Origin of the sequence: Caldicellulosiruptor bescii DSM 6725, assembly GCF_000022325.1 — a bacterium.
GTDB lineage: Bacteria > Bacillota > Thermoanaerobacteria > Caldicellulosiruptorales > Caldicellulosiruptoraceae > Caldicellulosiruptor > Caldicellulosiruptor bescii.
The window spans coordinates 1273898-1295134 of the sequence record NC_012034.1 but is presented as its reverse complement, the minus strand read 5'-3'; the positions used below and the strand labels follow the sequence as shown (position 1 = coordinate 1295134).

22 protein-coding genes are annotated in these 21237 nt (G+C 35.1%); 2 read left to right on the top strand and 20 right to left on the bottom strand.

Translation table 11 applies throughout. The features are described from left to right. Nucleotides 1–21 precede the first annotated feature (21 nt). The 20 genes from hemL to ATHE_RS05910 form a co-directional block, all read right to left on the bottom strand. Entirely contained in the window at nucleotides 22–1302 is a 1281-nt protein-coding gene (gene hemL, locus ATHE_RS06005) for a glutamate-1-semialdehyde 2,1-aminomutase (RefSeq protein WP_015907695.1), read from the bottom strand. Nucleotides 1303–1304: 2 nt separating this feature from the next. Further along, on the bottom strand, nucleotides 1305–2282 hold the full coding sequence (gene hemB, locus ATHE_RS06000; RefSeq protein WP_015907694.1) for a porphobilinogen synthase: 978 nt from the start codon (nucleotides 2280–2282) through the stop codon (nucleotides 1305–1307). After that, a complete protein-coding gene (gene cobA / locus ATHE_RS05995; protein ID WP_015907693.1) occupies nucleotides 2272–3747 on the bottom strand; it encodes a uroporphyrinogen-III C-methyltransferase in 1476 nt (491 codons plus the stop codon). Before cobA ends, hemB begins: the two co-directional genes overlap by 11 nt. Nucleotides 3748–3796: 49 nt before the next feature. Then, nucleotides 3797–4669, bottom strand: a complete 873-nt coding sequence (hemC, locus tag ATHE_RS05990; RefSeq protein ID WP_015907692.1) for a hydroxymethylbilane synthase — start codon at nucleotides 4667–4669, stop codon at nucleotides 3797–3799. A gap of 134 nt (nucleotides 4670–4803) precedes the next feature. After that, the gene (locus ATHE_RS05985; RefSeq protein ID WP_015907691.1) at nucleotides 4804–6021 is read right to left on the bottom strand and encodes an RNA-guided endonuclease InsQ/TnpB family protein; all 1218 of its coding nucleotides are present in this window, start codon (nucleotides 6019–6021) and stop codon (nucleotides 4804–4806) included. Nucleotides 6022–6053: 32 nt separating this feature from the next. Further along, nucleotides 6054–6701: an NAD(P)-dependent oxidoreductase gene (locus ATHE_RS05980; RefSeq protein ID WP_015907690.1), complete on the bottom strand. Its 648-nt coding sequence runs from the start codon at nucleotides 6699–6701 to the stop codon at nucleotides 6054–6056. Then, complete coding sequence (gene hemA / locus ATHE_RS05975; RefSeq protein WP_015907689.1) at nucleotides 6665–7849, bottom strand: glutamyl-tRNA reductase; 1185 nt, start codon at nucleotides 7847–7849, stop codon at nucleotides 6665–6667. Before hemA ends, ATHE_RS05980 begins: the two co-directional genes overlap by 37 nt. A gap of 224 nt (nucleotides 7850–8073) precedes the next feature. Next, the gene (locus ATHE_RS05970; protein ID WP_015907688.1) at nucleotides 8074–9768 is read right to left on the bottom strand and encodes a sulfate adenylyltransferase subunit 1; all 1695 of its coding nucleotides are present in this window, start codon (nucleotides 9766–9768) and stop codon (nucleotides 8074–8076) included. 28 nt (nucleotides 9769–9796) lie between these two features. Further along, nucleotides 9797–10597, bottom strand: coding sequence for a sulfate adenylyltransferase subunit CysD (gene cysD / locus ATHE_RS05965; protein WP_015907687.1), 801 nt, complete (start codon nucleotides 10595–10597; stop codon nucleotides 9797–9799). A gap of 14 nt (nucleotides 10598–10611) precedes the next feature. Continuing rightward, nucleotides 10612–10929: a 4Fe-4S dicluster domain-containing protein gene (locus ATHE_RS05960; RefSeq protein WP_013430461.1), complete on the bottom strand. Its 318-nt coding sequence runs from the start codon at nucleotides 10927–10929 to the stop codon at nucleotides 10612–10614. Further along, nucleotides 10913–12604 carry an adenylyl-sulfate reductase subunit alpha gene (locus ATHE_RS05955; protein ID WP_015907686.1) on the bottom strand — a complete coding sequence of 564 codons (1692 nt, stop codon included), beginning with the start codon at nucleotides 12602–12604 and terminating at the stop codon, nucleotides 10913–10915. Before ATHE_RS05955 ends, ATHE_RS05960 begins: the two co-directional genes overlap by 17 nt. Before the next feature lie 42 nt (nucleotides 12605–12646). Beyond that, nucleotides 12647–13876, bottom strand: coding sequence for an O-acetylhomoserine aminocarboxypropyltransferase/cysteine synthase family protein (locus ATHE_RS05950; protein ID WP_015907685.1), 1230 nt, complete (start codon nucleotides 13874–13876; stop codon nucleotides 12647–12649). Then, nucleotides 13876–14121 carry a sulfurtransferase TusA family protein gene (locus ATHE_RS05945; protein WP_015907684.1) on the bottom strand — a complete coding sequence of 82 codons (246 nt, stop codon included), beginning with the start codon at nucleotides 14119–14121 and terminating at the stop codon, nucleotides 13876–13878. The genes ATHE_RS05950 and ATHE_RS05945 overlap by 1 nt, the downstream gene beginning before the upstream one ends. Nucleotides 14122–14135: 14 nt before the next feature. After that, nucleotides 14136–15005, bottom strand: coding sequence for a 4Fe-4S binding protein (locus tag ATHE_RS05940; RefSeq protein ID WP_015907683.1), 870 nt, complete (start codon nucleotides 15003–15005; stop codon nucleotides 14136–14138). 22 nt (nucleotides 15006–15027) lie between these two features. After that, a complete protein-coding gene (locus tag ATHE_RS05935) occupies nucleotides 15028–15438 on the bottom strand; it encodes a M67 family metallopeptidase (RefSeq protein ID WP_015907682.1) in 411 nt (136 codons plus the stop codon). A gap of 50 nt (nucleotides 15439–15488) precedes the next feature. Continuing rightward, a complete protein-coding gene (locus ATHE_RS05930; protein ID WP_015907681.1) occupies nucleotides 15489–16301 on the bottom strand; it encodes a HesA/MoeB/ThiF family protein in 813 nt (270 codons plus the stop codon). After that, nucleotides 16298–16507: a sulfur carrier protein ThiS gene (thiS, locus tag ATHE_RS05925; RefSeq protein ID WP_015907680.1), complete on the bottom strand. Its 210-nt coding sequence runs from the start codon at nucleotides 16505–16507 to the stop codon at nucleotides 16298–16300. Before thiS ends, ATHE_RS05930 begins: the two co-directional genes overlap by 4 nt. Nucleotides 16508–16533: 26 nt before the next feature. Continuing rightward, nucleotides 16534–17250, bottom strand: coding sequence for an ABC transporter permease (locus ATHE_RS05920; RefSeq protein WP_041727131.1), 717 nt, complete (start codon nucleotides 17248–17250; stop codon nucleotides 16534–16536). Next, nucleotides 17240–18079 carry an ABC transporter ATP-binding protein gene (locus tag ATHE_RS05915; RefSeq protein WP_015907678.1) on the bottom strand — a complete coding sequence of 280 codons (840 nt, stop codon included), beginning with the start codon at nucleotides 18077–18079 and terminating at the stop codon, nucleotides 17240–17242. Before ATHE_RS05915 ends, ATHE_RS05920 begins: the two co-directional genes overlap by 11 nt. Before the next feature lie 3 nt (nucleotides 18080–18082). Next, nucleotides 18083–19111, bottom strand: a complete 1029-nt coding sequence (locus tag ATHE_RS05910) for an aliphatic sulfonate ABC transporter substrate-binding protein (RefSeq protein ID WP_015907677.1) — start codon at nucleotides 19109–19111, stop codon at nucleotides 18083–18085. Nucleotides 19112–19684: 573 nt separating this feature from the next. Between ATHE_RS05910 and ATHE_RS05905 the strand changes: the two genes are divergently transcribed. Beyond that, a complete protein-coding gene (locus ATHE_RS05905; protein ID WP_015907676.1) occupies nucleotides 19685–20185 on the top strand; it encodes a papain-like cysteine protease family protein in 501 nt (166 codons plus the stop codon). A 16-nt stretch (nucleotides 20186–20201) separates the two neighbouring features. Further along, nucleotides 20202–21155 (top strand): hypothetical protein, encoded by a 954-nt coding sequence (locus ATHE_RS05900; RefSeq protein ID WP_015907675.1) that lies wholly within the window; start codon nucleotides 20202–20204, stop codon nucleotides 21153–21155. The last annotated feature ends 82 nt before the right edge of the window (nucleotides 21156–21237 follow it).

Genomic DNA, 21237 nt, shown 5'->3' with positions numbered 1-21237 from the left:
AACTACAAGACGTTGTTCTTATCATTTCCTTTTTGAAGAGCAAAATTCCTCAGCAATTTCAACGAATTTTTCTACATCATTTTCGCTATGTGCTACAGATAAGAACATCGCTTCAAATTGAGAGGAAGGAACATAAATATGGTTTTTTATCATATATTCTGCAAAACTTCTGAACAAGTCTAAATCGCTCATCTTTGCCATCTCGAAATTTTCTACCTTTTCAACTCCAAAGAAGATTGTTAGCATTGAACCTACCCTGTTTATGCAAAAAGTTAAATTGGAATTAGAAAAGACTTGTGTCAACTCTTTTTCGAGTTTTCCTGCTAACATCTCCAAATTACTATAAAAATGAGGATTTTCTTTAAGCTTTTTGATAGTAGCGTACCCTGCACTCATCACAATTGGATTGCCCGACATAGTACCTGCCTGAAAGACATTTCCCTGTGGTGCTAAACATTCCATAATCTCTTTCTTGCCACCAACTGCGCCACAAGGAAGCCCTCCACCAATTATCTTGCCAAAAGTTACAAGGTCTGGCTCAACATTATATAAAGCTCTTGCCCCTTTTAATGAGAGCCTAAAGCCGGTTATTACTTCATCAAAAATCAGAAGACTGCCGTGGAGGTTGCAAATTTCTCTTAGGACTTGCAAAAACTCTTTTTTGGCAGGTACAACACCCATATTCCCTGCCACAGGCTCGATTATAACAGCTGCTATCTCATCTTTGTTTTCTTTAAAAGCTTTTTCTACTGAATCTAAATTGTTGTATTCAACCACAATTGTATTTTGTACAATATCTTCATCAATTCGCTTTAATCTTAGCTCGGCTACTGCTGACCCTGCTTCTTTCAGAAATATGTCATGATGACCATGATAACAGCCTGCAAACTTTACTATTTTTTTCTTCCCAGTATAACCTTTTGCAAGCCTTACAGCAGTCATTGTAGCTTCTGTTCCTGAATTAACAAATCGAACCATATCAATTTGGGCTGTCTCACACACAAGCTTTGCCATCTTATATTCAATTTCTGTTGGTGCTCCAAATGCTATTTGATCTTCCACCACTTCTTTCATCCTATTTACAACATCAGGGTCACAATGTCCTAATATCATCGCACCCCAGGACAGAACAAAATCAATATATTCATTGCCATCAATATCAAATATACGGCAGCCTTTTCCTTTTGATATGACAGGCGGTGTAATACTCAAATTTTTAAATGCACGAACTGGACTGTTAACCCCGCCTGGTATATATCTTTTGGTGTTGTCAAATACTTCTTTACTTTTGTCAAGTCTCATTTTTAAAGCTCCTTTCTATTCAATATCCTTGCAGCCTCTAAAGCATGGTATGTTATAATCGCATCAGCACCTGCTCTCTTTATAGCAGTCAATATCTCAATTATAACCTCTTCTTCATTCAAAAAACCAAGCTTGCCAGCACTTTTTACCATAGCATACTCGCCGCTTACATTATATGCTATAATAGGAATATTGAATTTCTCTTTTGCAGCAGAAATTACATCAAGTGATGTCAAGGCAGGTTTTATAATTACTGCATCGGCGCCTTCTAAAATGTCAGCTTCTATCTCTCGCAAAGCCTCTCTTTTGTTTTGGTATGGCATTTGATAACTTTTTCTGTCGCCAAAAGCAGGCCGTGAGTTTGCTACATCTCTAAATGGTGCATAAAGTGAGGATGCAAACTTTGCACTGTATGGTATGATGGGAGTATAAACAAATCCGTGACTGTCAAGTTTTTTGCGGATAGCAGCAACCCTTCCGTCCATCATATCAGATGGACAAATAATATCTGCCCCTGCTTTTGCATAGGACAGTGCTATTTCACTTAAAACTTCTATTGTCTTATCATTGTCTATTTTATCACCTTTCAAAATACCGCAATGTCCATGAGATGTATACTCACAAAGGCACACATCTGCAAACACCAATATATCTTCGGAATATTCTTTTATTTTCCTTATTGCATGCTGGACTGCCCCATCATCCTTGGTAGCATAACTGCCCATCTCATCTTTCTGTGAAGTCACACCAAATAAAATTACACCGCCAATGTCAGCTTTCTTGATCTCATCCAAGGCTTCTTGTAGTCTGTCAACAGATACCTTTACAATGCCATCTAATTGCGGCATTCTTTCAAACACGTTTTTACCATCATCGATAAAAAGGGGAAAAACAAACTCTTTGCTGTAAAGTCTTGTTTCATAAAAAAGTTCTCTTAAAGCCTTTGTCTGTCTTAATCTTCTTAATCTTTTAAACTCCATTTTTGACCACCTCTAAAATCTTATTTACTATTCCCTCATCGGTTGCCTCATTACTAATGATACTTTTAATACCGAAACTTTCCAATGTCTTTTGGGTATGCTCACCAATTGAAATAACTATTTTATTAGAAAGCACTTCAACCCCATAGCATTCTATAAAGTGTCTAAACATTCCTGAGCTTGTAAATACAAATATATCTGAATCGTAAACTGCATCATTTGGGTTTTTAGTAAATTCCATTGAATATGCAAAGATGGTATCAACCTCAAATCCCAAGCTTTCAAGGGAATTTTTGAGGTAATCTCCTGCATTTTTTGACTGCACAGTCAATATCTTTTTGCTTTTATCAACTTCATTCTCGAAAATCTTGATTAAGCCATCTGATGAATGTTCATCTGGAATATATTTTACCCCAAATCCTCTCTTTTGGAGTGAAAGTGCAGTTTTTTTCCCTATTGCAGCAAAGTCACCTTTAATATTTCTCACATCTATATTTTTTTCAGTCAAGTAGTCAAAAAAACTATCAACACCATTTACACTTGTAAACACTAATATATCATACTCTGGCAAAGAGTTTAAAATTTTATCAATCTCCTCCCTATGGAGGACCAGTTTTGAGCAGCAACCATCAACAACGTCCGCACCAAGACTGAATAGCAAACTTTTTATATTCCTTGAGACACTTTTTGGACGTGTGATACAAATTCTCTTACCAAATAAAGGCAAACTCTCATGAAAAGAAAGCTTATTTCTAAATTTTATAACCTCACCTATTACAAATACCATCGGCGATGTAATTTGATTTTTAAACTTTCCAGTTGCAAAGTCTTCTAAATACCCGCTAATTACTTTTTGCCGACCAGTTGTTGCATTAATTACTGCTGCAGCAAGGGTTTTAGGTTGTTTGCCGTGTAAAATCAGTTTTTGTGAGATACTTTCAACATTTTCGGCAGACATGAGAAATATTAAAGTGCCATCAAGTTTAGAAATTATGTTCCAATTCAGCTCTTCATCGTTGCACGTGTGCCCAGTAAACACATGAAATTCACGTGCAAGCTTTCTATACGTGATTGGAATACCCGCAAAGGTTAAAGCAGAGTAAAATGAACTAACACCAGGAATAATTTCAAAAGGTATGTTATTTTTAAATAGTTTTTCTGCCTCTTCTGCTCCCCTTCCAAATATATATGGGTCTCCACCTTTTAGCCGAACAACATTAAAACCTTTTTTTGCATATTCTATCATTAAGTTTGTAATTCTGTCCTGAGAAAGTACATGTTTTTTTGGTTCTTTACCACAGTAGATATAAATTGCATCATCTTTTGCAAGCTTCAACAAATTTTTGTTTATTAACCTGTCGTAAATTATTACATCAGCAGTTTTTATAGCATTCAGACCCTTTACTGTTATCAAGTCCTCCATGTACGGACCGGCACCAACAATATATACTTTTCCAACTTTCAATATATACAACTCCTTCTTGGGCAATCTAATTTCATATGGGAACAAAAAGCTAACTTTTGAGCATATTACTTAGCTTATTTGCAAGAGACAAAAAGTCAGCTTTGTCACCCTCAATACTTGCTTTTACTAATTTATCACCTCTTAAAAGGGAAGCAAATGCATAAATTTTGTCCTGGTCTGTTTTACAAAAAACGCCAATCGACGAATGACATCCTCCTCCCAAAAGCTTTAAAACAAGCCTTTCAAATTGGGTTTGGATATATGCATTAACATCGTTTATTTTGCTTAAGATGCTTTTATAGGGACTATCTTCAAGGCATTCAATGCATATTGCCCCCTGACCAGGGCAAGGTGTAATTTCATTTATATCGAAAACATAACTCACATGAGAATCTAAATTTAGTCGTTTTAATGCAGCATAAGCAAGCACAACTCCATCAAGCCCTTCTGACTCAATCTTTGAAAGTCGCGTTTCTATATTTCCTCTTATATTAACAACCTGTATATCTTCTCTTAAATTTTTTAAATGTACCTCTCTTCTTAAACTACTTGTTCCAATTTTTGCGTTTGGTTTTAGCTGGTAGAATCCCACACCATCTTTTGACACAAGCACATCTCTGGGGTCCTCTCTTTCGACAACTGCAACAATATCAAAATTACTATCCATTTCACAAGGCAGGTCCTTTAGGCTGTGGACAGCTAAGTCTATTTCCCTTGATAAAAGTGCAAGTTCAATCTCCTTTACAAATACACCGGGGCTTTGAAAATCTTTTAAGCTTTTTGTTTTATCAATATCTCCTTTTGTCTTTATAGGAACAAATTCACATTCAATACCTAAGGTTTGCTTGATTTTTCTTGCTACAATATCAACTTGAATTCTGCTAAGTTTGCTGTCCCTTGCACCAATCCTAAGTTTTTTCACTTTTTTCACCTCAAAATTTTTAAACATCTTCATAAAATAACTTTATAACTTTATTTGCATACCCTTTTTTGAAAAAATAGTGAACTACCATCCACCTAAAGAGGTGGTGGCTTCGCAAGAAGTTTGGCAGCATCTCAAGCTACCCTTATTCTCACAGGGTGGTTCACACACCCACTACTGGTTATCTGCTTCACCACAGACTCACCAGCTACCTTTGCAACTATGTTTATCGCTCCATTTATATCCGCATTTATTACATACCCACACTTTCTGCATACATACAATCCCCTGTATCTCCTGCTACTTTTGCTAACATGCCCACATCTGCTACATCTTTGTGATGTATAACCCTCATCCACTTCCATATACCTTATACCATAATACATGCACTTTGATTTTAGCTTCCTCTTGAACTTGTCATATGGTATCCCCACAAAATTTTGATTGTTTACAACACCAAGCTCTATCCCCTGCTTTATACCTTTCATCCTGCCAACAACTACTGCACCTATCTGATTGTTCAAACAGTGCTTGATTATCAAACTTACGGCTTGATTCAAAAAGTTGTCAATTACATGCTGCCTTTCAAGAGAAATCTGAGCAAGTCTTCTGCCACATTTTATCCCCTGCTTGCTGTAGATTGACTGAAGTCTTGCCCTTTCTTTGTTGTACCATCGGTTGACTGATTTTAAAAACCTGCCTTCTATCAAAAAGGCAGTCCCGATGGTATCAACCACCGCTGCAAAATTGTCAAGCCCTAAGTCTACCCCTAAATACCTGCTCAAATCAAAAATTCTTGGCTGCTGCTTATCTTCATACACATACTCAATCTCAAACCATCTACCACCCAGCCTTGGCACTATCCTGACTTCCCTAATTTTCTTACCTAAAACCGTAGCTGGCAGGTCAAAATACAGGTACTTTACCCCAAACTCTTTTGCAAAACCCCTGCCAAAACTCAATCGTACTTTTTTTCCTTCTGTCTTGAACTGATCTTTCGGAAAAACTATCTGATACATCCCATCCTTCGGCAGGTATTTGGGCATTGAAACTTTTTCTTTTACCTTCCCTTCTTTTTTTGCTTTCAAAAGACTTAGAAAAGATTTAAAAGCTTCATCCACTGAGATAAGTGTTTGCTGGGCAACCTGTGATGGCAAAAGTCTGTAGTTTTCGTTGCCTTTCACAAGATGATATACACTCTCATATCTCAAATATTCCTGAGTTTTAAAGTAGTGTTGCCTTATATGGTACAGAGCATAGTTATACAAGTTTTTTGAGAAGTGGCAAAGCTGACGTAGCAGTCTGTATGTTTGTTTATCACATCTTATATGATTTTTCTGTGTTTTGTACATTTTAATCACCTGAGGAATATTATATCATATTTCTAGCAATTCATCTCCATCTTGTAGAAGATGGAGTCTTCTTGCTTAATTTTTTGATAAAAGTCATCTGAACAGACAAATTCTAATATCTGGTCTTTTTGTGGATGATGCTTTAATTTTTCTCTCAAATCAGTTGCCCATTTGCAGAACATAGTAAAACTTTGAAGAAAATTGAGAACTTTCTGTGTAAGATATTTTGAAAGTTTCGGATTTCCCCTATTTATTGACAAGCTAAAAACAAATTCATCAGTTCTTTTTTGGGCACCAAGCCTTAAGTTTCCAAGCTTATAATCTGAACACACCAGATATAATTTATTCAGTCTTTTGCAGTGCCAGATAATTCTTTTTTCAAGCTTTCTGTTTGACACCCCAATTACAACTATGTGCTTATCCTTTAAAAAACTTTTGCGAAATTTCCCTCTTTTGAGTTTTAGATATCCACTTTTCAACTCTCTGAAGCCTATATCAAACCTTGGCGACAAAACTTCAACCTCGCAGCCAGCTTTTAGAAATGTTTTGGTTTTTATCAAAGAAGCTTTTCCTGCACCTATAACCCCCACCTTAATGTTATTTGCTACAAGTCCAATATGCATGAGATTTTCAAAGCCTGAATCTATTTCAAGAATATCCTCTTTATCAGGTTTGAGCAAATTTCACCACTTCCCTCTTTGTGTGCCTCTCTTAAAACCTCAATTGCCCTGTCAATATATAAATTTGCCATCCTTATCAAAAGCCTTTCAACCTCTTTTCTTTCTCTGCTATCAACATTCTTAATATACTTCACCTGTGCTTTGCACAGCTGCTCTGCGTGTCTTTTCATCTCCATAATCAAGTTTCTGTACTGCCTAAACTCAAGCCAATCAATAAATTCATCAACATATTTATCAATTATATGGTAGTTCTCTTGCATCTTGGAAATCCTAAATTCCCTGTTAATAGTATCTATCTTATGGACTTGGTCTATATCAATCACTTTAACGTTCGGAAGTTCATACACCTCAACATCCACATCTCTTGGCACAGCAAGGTCAAATATGAGCAGATTTTTTCCCTCTGGTATATCATCTTTGTGGACAACTGAATGTGGAGCAGATGTTGAACATATTAGACATTGGGCTTCTAAGATTGTCTTCTTTTTATCATAATACCTAAACTTTTCAGGATTTAGCTTAACGAATTGGTCAATTTTTTCATTTTTTCGTCCTATCAAAAACACTTTGTCGACATCTGAATTTTTAAAGTAGTTGCAAAATAAAATTCCAATATTTCCCAGTCCAATGATAGCAATTTTTCTGATATTTGATTCTTTCAAAACCTTTCCAACAACTGATGCGATGGTGATGGGATGCTCGTTTAACCTTGCTTTTGTTCGAAATTCCTTTGAACATTTTAAAGCAACCTCAAAAAGCCTTTCAAGGACTGGATTTTTACCGCCCACCAGCTTTGAAATCTCTTTTGCTTCTTTTACCTGAGCAACGATTTGATCTTCACCAATTAAAAGAGAATCAAAACCACATACAACCTCAAATAGGTGTTTTATACAATCTTTGTCTTTGTAAATATAAAATAAATGCATATATCTCTTATCCCAGTCAAGTTCAGTGAATATTTTTTCTATGTCCACATACTCTTCTGAAAAGAAGTAGATTTCTGTTCTGTTGCAGGTACTGAGAATTATGACTTCATTTGCTAATTTTTTTAAGCTAATTAGCTTTTCTTGCAGCTTGGTCTTTATCAAAGAGAATTTTTGTCTGATATCAACTTCTACTTTGTGATTGATTCCAATGACCCATAGCACAAAACATCATCTCCGAAGGTTTTTGGACTATAAAAATGTTCATACGAAATATTTGATATATATTGTTGTTTATGATGAATTGCCCTCAAGAGAAATTTTATCATGTTTGCAAATCTTTGTGCAATTCTCTTGAGGGCTGGACAGAATAATTTTTTAATTTTTTGCAAAGTTTCATTTTTGAATATTTAATTTTTGTATGTTTCAAAATAATGCAAATAATAACTTCAGACTGTAAATTTGAAATTTCTATTTGCAGATATATCATACCACTTGTTAGCAAACATGGCTAAAAGAAAGTTATCGTTCTTTTGTAATTGAACTAATTCATTCTTAAAATCCTCAAATTCATCAATTGAGTTCACTTTCAAGTAAAATCCATCTGCTGTTATAATTGGAAGTTTACTGTAAATATACTGATCAATATTTACTAAGTCGCTTAATTGGCCTTTTCTAATTTTTGCAACAAGTTTACCATTTATATCAATGACATCAAAACTTTCAGGGTAAGAATAAGTTTCACCATCAATAGGAACAGCATCTCCTACTTTAAATGTTCTTTTGTACTTAGGATGTTTTCTAATAAGACCTTCAGACAATGAATAATAATATTCATCAAAGCAATGAACTATCATCTCTTTGTCATCTTTTACAAATTTAGTTGCCTCTTCTTTTAGGTTAGCTAAGCCTGATATGATGCCACCGCCAGAGACATCATACTCGTCTACTAAAACAAACCTACCTGTTGTAGGATTTACTTTAAATTCATCAAAGCAAATCTTTTCCTTAGTTTTTATAGTCACTTCTGCAACATCGTTTGTTTGAACATCAAGAGCATTTTCTACTGTCTCAAGAGTTGTCGCATCTATAACTTTGTCTATAGAAACAATTTCACATTCTGTCTCTTGTGTAACAAGCTTTAGTTTATATGTTTTATTCTTCTCAAGATTTCTTTTTCCAAGCCAAAACAAATTTGCCCTGAATGTATCTGAAACATATAAAGTATCATCGTTTTTGTGAACAATAACTTCTCCTCTTTTGTTAAAGAACTCATCTTCAATAGTAATTCCAATAGACATTCCTGCCACTACTTCATCCTTTTTATTATTTTCTGGCCAAAATTCAATCGATTTGACTTTGCTAACCTTTCCTTCTGGCAGGATTTTTATTTCATCTCCCACTTTTAGCCTTCCAGATTCAAGTCTGCCAGCAATTATCCTCCTGTGGTCAAATTTATACACATCCTGTATAGGAAATCTTAAGAGTCTATCTTCCAATTCTTTGTCTTTCTCAAAAAGGTCCAAAGCCTGAAGTAGAGTCTCACCCTTATACCATGGCATTTTATCAGACTTTCTTGTTATGTTCTCTCCTAAAAAGCCTGACACTGGAATGTACTTTTGGGGATATACATTGAGCTTGTCCAAAAAGGTTGAGATTTCATATTTGATTTCTTTGAACTTTTCCTCTGAAAAACCTATCATATCCATTTTATTAACTATAACATATACCTTTTGGATACCCAAAAGCGATAGAATATATGCATGTCTTTTAGATTGTTCCTGCACACCTTCAGTAGCGTCAATAACAAGAAGTCCTGCTTCTGCATTTGCAGCACCTGAAACCATGTTTTTGAGAAATTCCTTGTGTCCGGGAGCATCTATAATTAAATAGTCTCTCTTTGGGGTTGAAAATTTTATCTGGGTTGTATCAATTGTAATTCCTTGTTTTTGTTCTTCTTCTAATGCATCTAAAAGATAAGCATATTCAAAGGGTCTGCCCTTTTCTTTACTTATTCTCTTTACTCTTTCTATTGCAGTCTCTGGGACAGATTTAGTATCATACAAAAGTCTTCCAATTATTGTTGATTTACCATGGTCAACATGACCTACTACTACTATCTTGAGCAGTTCTCTTGCTGTCATAACTTCAAATACCTCCTTGTACATAGCATTACATGTATCCTTCTTTTCTCAGTTTTTGCATTGCATACGCATCTTCTTGGTCTTGAGCTCGTCCTGCTCTTTCGTTTACCTTGGTGTTTTTTAGCTCTTCAATTATCTCATCAATTGTTGTTGCATTTGACTCAACAGGGAATGTGCACGGTGCACAACCAAGGCTTCTGTATCTTTTTCCATTTTTAGCAAAGTACAGGTCAATAACTGGGATGTTTTCACGTTTGATGTACATCCAAATATCAATTTCTGTCCAGCTAAGCAAAGGATGAACTCTCACATGGCTTTCTTTAGGAAAATCTGTATTAAACTGGTTCCAAAACTCAGGTGGTTGATTTGTATAGTCCCATTCTGAATCTTCGTTTCTTAAGCTAAAGAACCTCTCTTTTGACCTTGAACCTTCTTCGTCTCTTCTTATGCCAAGTATTAAAGCTTCAAATTTGTATTTATTAATCACCTGCTGAAGTGCATCTGTCTTTAGTGCTTTGCAGCAAACAAGCCTTCCCTTTTCAGGACCCATCCCTTGTTTTAGTGCTTCTTCATTTATGTGAACAATTAAATCAAGGTTGTACTCTTTTGCTAATTTATCCCTGTACTTTATCATTTCCGGAATTTTATATGTGGTATCTATATGAATCAGTGGAAACGGGCAATGTCCAAAAAATGCTTTTTTAGTGAGCCACAAAAGCACTGTCGAATCTTTTCCTATTGACCAGAGCATTGCTATCTTGCTAAATTTGCTATAAGCCTCTCTCAAAATGTATATGCTTTCTGCTTCCAATCTATCTAAGTGATCCATTTTATTCTTCCCTCCTAATATGTGGTGTTATCTTTGAGATTCTGTACAATCATTTCTTTTTCGCCGCTGGGTTTTTCAAAGTACCAGTACATAATTTCATCATTTTCTTTTTCTACATACATAGTTGTTCCATTTCCCCCAATTTCTGCACCTAAAAAATATCTGATTGCAGAAAATTTACACTCTTTTACACACGCAGCACAGCCCCAGCAATCACGCGGGTCTCTGATAAATGCTTTCTTATCTTCATCTATCACAATTAAATTGCCTGGACAAATTTCAGCACATTTTCCACATCCAATACATCTTTGTCTGTCAATCCTTATGCTCATATACCTCATCCTTTTTTACTAAGCTTCTAAAGATTATCTTGACTTGGCCATCTTCAAATCGGGAATTCACATACTTCAAAAAGTTCTCATCGTCCTTATAAGGATAATCAACAAATTCTTGGAATGCTCTCCATCTTGTTTCTTTCCTTGCTTCTAAATGATGTAGCAAAACTTTGCAAACATAGAGTCTATCAATAAGCTCATAAATTTTCATAAGCTGGTAAGTATCTTCGGCTCTTAATCTTTGGGCAAGTGTAAAAAGTTCTTCTATTCTTTTTTTAGCAATTTGTAGCCCTTTTAGATTGTACGCATAACCTGCCGAAATCCCACCAGCATAAACATCCATTACTTTTTGCATAGTTTCTTCTAATTCTTCTGTGGTGTACAAAGAAGAAGTATTGGTGAAAAATCTGTGCACCTCATAGAGTTTTTGTTCTATTGAGGATATATCTAAGGTTTCAAACTCTTTGTCTTTTATATACTTTAGCGCAGAATTTGCAGCTATTTCAGCCTCTGCGAAGCAGCCTGTTACATACTTGTGAGGACAACCACCAACAACATCCCCTGCTGCAAATAAGCCTCTCAAGGTTGTTTGTCTTTCTGTATCTACCCAATAACCACTTGCTGAATGACCACCAACGATGTATGGTTCTGAGCCTTCAATTTCGACATTCTCAACCGACGGCCCTTTGCCACTGTCGATCCACTTAAGTGTCTGTGATGGTGCCATGTGAAGATATGCTTTTATTAGCTTCTGCTCGTCCTCTTTAGAAATCCCTACTGTTTTTAAATAACACGGACCTCGGCCTGCTTTCATTTCCTCAACCGTTGAAAATACTCTGTTGTATGTGGTAGGTCTTCCATATCTTTTTTCATAGTACTCACCTTTTGAATTGATAAACTCAGCTTTTACCTCTTGAGCTATTGTTCCTGTTGGCGCTAAAGTATCCTTGCAGCGAAGAGCTATAAATCTAACTTCGTAACTTGTCATCTCGCAACATGCTCTGATTCCCATTGCATATCCTGAACCTACATTAAAAGGTGGATACCACATCTTGTGTCTTGAAAATCCATGGTTGTTAGGTCTGTAGAGCCCTGCAGCACCACCTGTTGCACAGATCACTGCTTTGGCGATGATAATGTAGAAAACATTGCTATTTATAGAGAATCCATATACCCCTATTACTTTACTGTCTTTGACAATGTAATCAATGATATTTACATGATTTAGCACTTTGATATTACTTTTACTCTCAACTGCTTTTGCTAAAATTGGTTTTATATTTTCGCCATTTATTTTTATGTTTCTTTTACCTCTTGCTAAATATTTTCCATTTGAATCTTTTAAGATGACAAGCCCCATATCTTCAATCTTCTTTGTAACCTCATTTAATCTTAAGGCCATAGTGTATACCAAATCTTCTCTTACGATATTTTCGTAATCCTCCTTGACATACTGCAGGTACGTCTCGGGAGTTTCTCCTTCTGTGATATAGGCATTCAGAGCATTGACACCTGCAGCAAGGCATCCGCTTCGCTTAATGTTTGCCTTTTCTGCAATTAAAACACTCACGTTTGGCGCTTTTTCAGCAATTGCTATGGCAGCAAAACACCCAGCTGTTCCACCACCAATTATGAGTATGTCAGTTTTTAGCATCTTCACTTCAAAGTTCATCTTACTTTATCACCCTTCTTTAGTTTTGGGAAACATGCCATTTTAAATCTTTTCAAGTGCCTGGTAAAAATCTTCTATTATGTCTTCTACATCCTCAAGGCCAACACATATTCTTATCATATCTTCATAAACACCCATAGATTCTTTTTCTTCAACAGAAAAGCTTGCATATATAGTTGACGCAGGATGTACAACAAGTGTCCTTACATCTCCTATATTGGTTGAATTTATGGCATATCGCAATGAATCTATCACTTTAAAGGCATTCACCTTTGTTCCAACCCGTATTGTCAAAATTGCTCCATATTTGCCTCCAAACTGTTCTGTTGCAACTCTAAAGTAACTACTTTCATCAAGCCCAGGGTAATTTACTGAAACAACCTTCTTATTTTCTTTTAGGGCTTTGGCAAGGCAAAGAGCATTCTCGCAAATCTTTTGCATACGAACACCGAGGGTTTCAAGCCCGATTGTATTTAAAAATGCATTAAAAGGCGATATACAGGCGCCAAAATCTTTAAGCAAATTATTTCGAAGTCGTGCAATGTACGCAAATTCACCATACTTTTTGTATTCCTTAATAAGCGGATACCTATCATAATCAATTTTCATGTTGCTGCTTGCAACTATAACTCCGCCAATACAGCTGCCGCTTCCATTTATAAACTTTGATGTAGAATGAACCACTATATCAGCACCGAGTTTTATGGGTTTTACAAGGTACGGTGTTGTGACAGTGCTATCAACAATGAGTGCAATACCATGCTCATGCGCAAGCTCAGCTATTTGTTTGATATTTGGCACATCCAGTTTTGGATTTCCTATTGTTTCTACAAAAATTACTTTAGTTTTCTCTGTTATATGCTTTTCAAAGCTCTCAAGGCTGCTATCTTCTGCAAATCTTGTCTTAATACCAAGGTTTTCAAATGATCTGAACAATGAATATGTGCCACCAAAAATCCCGCTTGCTGAAACAATTTCATCTCCATTTCTTACTAAATTCAATATTGCTAAGGCAACGGCTGCCATGCCAGATGATGTGGCAACAGCAGCAATGCCTTCTTCTAAAAATGCTATTCTTCTTTCAAACGCTTCAACTGTGGGATTGTTAATCCTTGTATATATAAAGCCTGGCTTTTTGCCAGAAAAAACCTCTTCCAACTCACGTGCAGTTTCATATTGGAAAGAATTACATTGGTATATCGGAATGTTAGTTGCCCCCTTATTTTCTTTTTGACCAATACCTCCATGAATTAAAGAAGTATTAAACCTCATTACTGCACACCCTTTTTTACAAATATTGTATATGTCCCATCATTGTTATTTATCACCTTCAAAATCTCATGTCCTTCTTCTTTTAAGCTTCTTGGGACATTTTGAATGGGCTCACCCTCGTTCATTCTTATCTCTATGATTTGTCCTGCCTCCATATCCTCCATTGTGGCTTTTGCTTTTACAAATGTCATAGGACATACAAGATTAGTAATGTCCAGAAAAACATCAGCCTTGATATCACTCATCAAAATCACTCCTTTCATTTTTCTGTTGCTTTTTCCAACTCTTTTTTAAATATATCCCATCCCACTCTCTCTAAGGTATTTCTGAATCTTTCGCCTTGCTTGCCATATTTTTTATAAAATTCAAGTGTAGCCTGAATGACCTTGTGAACATCCTCTTTTGAAAATAGTATTGGCAAAATTTGTTTTCCAAGCGCTATGTTGTTTCCAAACATACCACCAAAATAGAGAAGATAGCCTGGCTTGCCTTTCGACGAATTAGTCGGGCACGACTTTACACACCTTCCGCAATAGGTACACTTGTCTCTATCTATGGTAATCTCTTTATTTTTCTCATCTATTTGTATTGCTTTTGTTGGACATACAGCCTGGCAAAGTCCACAAAATGTGCAGCTGTTCTTTTCCCACTCAGGTTTTACTGCTCCTTTTATACCTAAATCATTTTCCTCAGCTTTAAGGCAATTATTACCACAACCTGTTATTCCGATTTTAAATTTGTGTGGAAGTTCCTGAGCATAATATCTTTTGTCACACTCATTGGCAAGCTCTGTTGTGTCTATAATTCCGTTTGGGCAAATGCTACAGCCTTGGCAAGCAGTAATTGTCCTTACTCTTGGTCCGCATGCACCAGGCTCTAGTCCTGCTTCTGATAACTCTTTTTTAACTGCCTCTATATCCTCCAGTTTGATAAATGGTATTTCTACTCCCTGTCGTGCAGTCAGGTGTACATATCCTCTACCATATTTGTTTGCAACCTCGTATATTTTTTTTAATTGTTCGGCACTTAGTCTTCCGCCAACAACTCTTAGCCTCATAGAAAAATAACCTTTTTGGACCTGTCGCATAAACCCCCCTTTTTTTAGCTCACTGTAATTTATTTCTTTCACCTCAGATTACCCCCTAATCTTTTTAAATGATTTGGATTTCTTCTTCTTCCACATAGCTTTCATATATCCTAAATGATTTTAAAACAGGATTTTTTTCATCCATGAGTGATAATATAAGATAGCTCAAATCCCTGTCAAAAGCAAGTCTTTTGTCCTCTTCAGATGGCCTTGAAGGTGATGTTGGATGGCTATGAAAATTGCCAAGTAATACCCAGCCATTTTTTCTCATGTCTTTTACAGCTGCAAACTGTTCAAGTGGGTCCATTGAAAAATGTTCTGAACTTTGGTCTACATTGGTAAGCAAGTAAACTTTCTTAACAATTCTCTTTTCATCCTCAATAACTCCACCCAGAAGTCCACACGCCTCAATAGGCAAGGAGTTCAAACAATGATTTAACATCTCCTCATATAATGTTTTTGGCAATATTATCAATTCTAATTTATCCCTCCCGTTTTTGGCATTCACTTTTGGTACTCTTATCCTTAACCTTTTAAATCACACTGAGGCTGTTCATAGTCGATTAATTCTTTTATTGTTGGATTTTTACCACATATCTCACAGCTTTCTCTCTTGTTTATCTTTACTTTTCTAAATTCCATCTTCAAAGCGTTGTAAATTAAGATATATCCTGTTAGCAGGTCACCAATTCCAAGCAAATATTTAATTGCTTCTGTTGCCTGAATTGTCCCAATTATACCACCCATCACACCTAAAACTCCTGCCTGTCTACAAGTTGGAACTGCATCAGGTGGCGGTGGGTTTTGAAAGATACATCTAAAGCACGGCCCTTTCTCTGGCACATAAGTCATGGTTTGCCCATCAAATCTTATGATACCTGCATGTGAAAATGGTTTTTTTAGTATTACACAGGCATCGTTTATCAAAAATTTAGCTGGAAAGTTGTCTGTGCCGTCGATTATAAAATCATAATCTCTATCCTTGATGATGTCTATAATATTGCTTGAATTTACCATTTCACGATAAGTTACTACTTCCACATCAGGATTCATTTGGTTTATCTTTTCTTTTGCAGAAAACACCTTTGGCTTGCCTACATCGGGTGTAAAATGTATTATTTGTCTTTGAAGATTGGAAAGCTCAACTGCGTCGAAATCAACAAGCCCAATTGTACCAACACCAGCAGCTGCTAAAAACATTGCAGCAGGGGAACCAAGTCCCCCAGTCCCAATGATCAAAACCTCAGATTCCAAAAGTTTTTGCTGTCCTTTTGCGCCGACCTCGTTTAGGATGATGTGTCTTGAGTATCTCTCAAGTTGGGTGTCTGTTAACTTCATAATAGTCCCCCTCCCATGAAATATAAAAACTCAACTTCATCGCCATCTTTTACTGTAACCTTATCATATTCACTTCTGGGGATAATTTGGCCGTTAATTTGCACTGTTACATATTCTTTCATTGAGACATCCAAAACATCTAACAATTCAAAGATTGTCATCTCTCTTTCAATTTGTACTTCATTACCATTTGCCTTAATTTTCATTCTTTTCTACCTCCCTCAGGAATTTTTCATGTATTTTTAAGGCCCCATCTAAGTCTTATTTGATTTTCTAAGGGACCAAAAATTGCCTTTTCTACAACAAGTCCGAAAACAATTGTTACTATCATCACGCTAATGACCTGACTCATATCTGCAAGATCTCTTCCAACCATGAGTACTTGTCCCAAACCTTTCGTAGCAAAAAGCATCTCACCTGCCATTAGTGCTCTGAATGCAAATGACCATCCTTGCTTCATGCCTGAGATAACGTATGGAAGGCTTGCAGGAATTATAACATTTAAGTAAAGTCTTAATCCTGTTGCACCCATCGTCTTTGCTGCTTTTATATAAAGTGGATTGACATTTTTAATACCTGACTCTACTGCAAGTGTTATAGAAAATAGAGAGCCAATTGCAGTTACAAATATAATGGCTTTTTCTGAAAGACCATACCATAGTATGGCAAATGGTAGCCAGCAGACGCTTGGCAATGTTTGAAAACCAAGAATAAGTGGTCTTAAATTTCTATCTAAAAATCCGAACTTTACTATTGAAAGTCCAAGAATAATTCCCGCAAGAAGAGAAATCAAATAACCTATAACCATTCTTTTAGTTGTTGCCCAGATTGCTATGAACAAAACATTGTTATCCAGAAGTCTTATAAAAGTTTCTGCTACTGATACAGGAGATGGAAAAACATAAGGTTTCCATATCTTAAAAAGCTCAACAAAAATTCTATAGACCAATTCCCAAGCTGCTATCAGAGCTATATAAAACAGTGTCCTTTTCAAAACTCCAATCGCTATCGTATTCTGCTTTTGCAATCTTTTCCACCTCATCTTTTAACTCTTTCATAATAGCAGATATCATATAGACTATGTCAGGATTATCAAGAAGTCGCGGTCTTGCAAGTTTTATCTCAAAAACCTTTTTGATTTTTCCCGGGTTTGAAGACATAACCACCACTTTGTCTGCTAAAAGCACTGCTTCTTCTATATTGTGTGTCACAAATATAATTGTCTTTTTAGTCTCCCACCAGATTCGCTGAAGTTCAAGCAATAGGATATTTTTTGTCTGGCTGTCAAGTGCTGCAAAAGGTTCATCCATAAGAAGAATTTCAGAGTCAAGCGTCAATGCCCTTGCTAATGCAACTCTTTGTTTCATTCCACCTGATAATTGGTGAACATAAACGTCTTTAAACTTAGTCAGGTGAACCATCTTTAAGTATTTAAGCGCTCTTTCATGTCTCTCTTTTTTGGGCACACCTCGTATTTTCATACCAAATTCAACATTGTCAATTACTTTTAGCCATGGAAATAAAGCTGACTCTTGGAACATTACAACTCTGTCTGGCCCGGGTGACAAGACTTCTCTGCCGTTTAAAAAAACCTTTCCCTCAGATGGTTTTTCAAGTCCAGCTATTATATTCAAAAGTGTAGACTTCCCACATCCAGAGGGACCAAGAATACATATAAATTTCCCTTTTTGTACTTCTAAATTTATTTTTTCTAACACATTTATTTCTTTGTTTTTTGATTGAAATCTCTTGCTTACATTTTCAATTACCAGTGCCAATTTTTAGTACACCTCTTTGTTTTTGATTCTATCTAAAATTTCTGTGTTAACTAATTTTTCAATATTTGGCTTTTCTCTTAAGTATCCCAACTCAAAATATGACTCAATTGCTTTTTCTAAGGATTTCCTTTGTATTTCGCTTGAAAGTTTGATATTTTTGAAGGAGTCTTTTAGGATGTCTGCCGGCAGCGGCTTAGAAGTTATCTCAGAAATTTGGTTATTTATTATTTCATATGATTTTTCAGGATTTTTTTCAATAAAGTCTGTTACCTCAAGATGCGCTATGAGAAATTTTTCTACAATATCAGAATACTCTTTTAAAAACTTTGTGGTAGTAATAATTACTGTTGTAGGAATATCTATGTATTGCCTTATTTGGCTACTGTCAAGCACAACATTGCTATTTACTTCTTTTTTCAACCTTGTTCCCCAAGGCTCAGGAACCAACGCAGCATCTATCTGGTTTCTATCAAGCAAAGTTTTAATGTCTGGATTTTCAGCTTGAATAATCTCAACATCTCCACCTTTGGTAGTATCTTTTAGCCCAGCTTTGCTTAGCAAAAACCTTAATACAATATCTTGGGTATTCCCATATTGAGGAACTGCAATTTTCTTGCCTTTTAAGTCATCTAAATTCTTTATATTCAAATCCTGCCTTGAAACCAGCATCATTCCTCCGTTTGTAGCTCCTGCAATAATCTTTATTTCTCCATTTGTCTTTGCAAATCCATTTATCGCTGGTATAGGTCCAATATAGCCTATGTCAACCTCATCTGCTAAAAACGCTTCTATCTCAGCCGGACCTGCATTGAAAACCTTATATTCAACTTTTACATCCTTGCCTATTCTCTTTTGGAAAATACCAAGTTCTTTCCCTACCAATGCTTGGGCATGAGTTATGTTCGGGAAAAATGCAATTCTTACCTTTAGATTTTTGTCTTTTTTTCTTGCATAGCATCCTGAAAGGAGAAATAGAAAAGCAATTGGCAATATAACGAAGGTAATTACTTTATAATATCTTTTTATTTCCATTTATGTACCTCCCTAATATTAATTATTAATATCGAAATACTTCGAATTCGGGTTATTTTTTTACCTCTGCTCAAAAAGCTAAAGAGCAGAGGTAAATTTTCAACTTTAAACTTATAAATTTCTATCTGTATACTTGGTTATTAAAATTATAATACATGGTAATTTTTATGTCAATAGTTTTTTTAAATGTTTTTTTCAAATGGTGAACAGAATATTCATAACCACTTAATTACAATAAATTCAAAGAGTATACAATGTAAACTCAGTAAAATTCTATTAAAAGATAAACACAAATTTTGAGCGTGTATTTTTTTGACAAATGTTATATCAAAATAATTTAAATTTGAATGCAAAATACTGCAAAAAAAACAATATTATTAATTGAGACTAGGAAAAGTTTCAGATATGTTTTAATTATAAAGATAATCGGATAAAAAAAGAAAGGTGAGATGAAGTGCTGAAAAAATTTAAATTTATGAAAAGTGAAAAAGACAAAAAATTTTTGATTGTTGTATTAGTTTTTTTATAGTAATTAATTACTATAATGTATTTGCAGAAAATATAGTTACAAATGTGTGCCTTCCTGTTAAAAATGTAAAACAAGCATACTCAAACTGGTGCTGGGCAGCAGGTTGTGAATCGATATTATACTATTGTAGAAACTATTTAGGTTTTGGACAAGAAGCAACACAGTGGGATATAGTAAAATATATTTACGGAAGTTATGTAAATCAACCTGCTTCGCTCTATGATGTACAAAGAGCATTAAGATATTTCGGTGTTGGTTCATCACGTATGTATCCTATAAGCGGTTATACAATATCTTACGGTCAAATTTGTGAGCAGATAATCAATCTGAAAAGTCCAATAGGTGGACACTTTTTTGTAGGAACCGGACATTTTGCCGTAATTTGTGGTGCATATCAATATTTTGATTCTCGAGGTTTTTTGATAAATGAATTGTTCGTTATGGATCCATGGGTAGGATATGTTGTCTCAAAAAAATACAATGATTTAATAGACAATAATTACGATTGGGATTTGTTAGATGCAATAAGAGTTTATAGACCATGAGAGAGAGGTGTAAAAAATGAAAAAGTATATCATTTTAGTATTGGTAGTATTGTTGAATATGTGTTTATTATATACACCAGCATTTGCTTATATGCTTTCAAGTTCAACTATAAACCATGATGAAGAAATAATGAAGTCACAAAGGCAAGTATCAGCTGAATATACATTAAATATTATATGTGATATAGTAAACAGCAAAGATTCAAATTCTTTTAAAAAAGAATTAGAAAAATTAACCGGTAAAAAAGCACCTTATGAACGAACCAGGTTCAAGTTAAGTGAAGAGTATGAGTTATATCGTCCGTTTGTTTTTCCTTACAAAAAGATATTAACCGAACGTGGCACATCTATCTATTTTGAAGAAAATGCTAAAGATAAAATGAAAAATTTTAGGATTGATACGTTTCAGGATCTTATTAATAACCAATTTGTTGACAAAAAATGGTTAAGAATCGTTTACTATGAAGATAAACCTGTTGGATATATTCAAATTAATTGGTATGATGATATAGGCAGTTATGACTCGTCAGAATGGTCGATAGGTAATTACCATTTATTTAATGCAATAGAAACCATGAAAGATTTTCTAAAATACAAAAAAGAAAATACCAACGTCAAAATCTTATCATTTGATGGATTAGCAAAATATATTGTTTCAGAAGATGGAAATTGGTGGTGCACTGACGGTGAAGGAACTATAAATCCAGCAAAATATAAAAATATGATATGGAGTTTTGAAGAAATAAAAAATAATTTAAACAATAGACCAAAAGAAATGTTAAATTACTTCGAGACATATAAATATGTGTCAGAGATGCCTTTGGGTGGTTTACCATTTAAACCTCTTTATGAAAGCGTGTATGAGCGCAGAAATAAAATAAAAAATATGCTTATAGCAATAATTTTGTTGCTGGCAACTGCTATGACTGTTGCAGGTATTAAACTTGTTTCAAGAATAAAAAATGCCTAACTTTTTCAATTTTGTTATTTACCATCCTCATTGCGGTGTTTTTCTTCTTGTGATTGAAATTTTACCTCAATGAGGATGGATT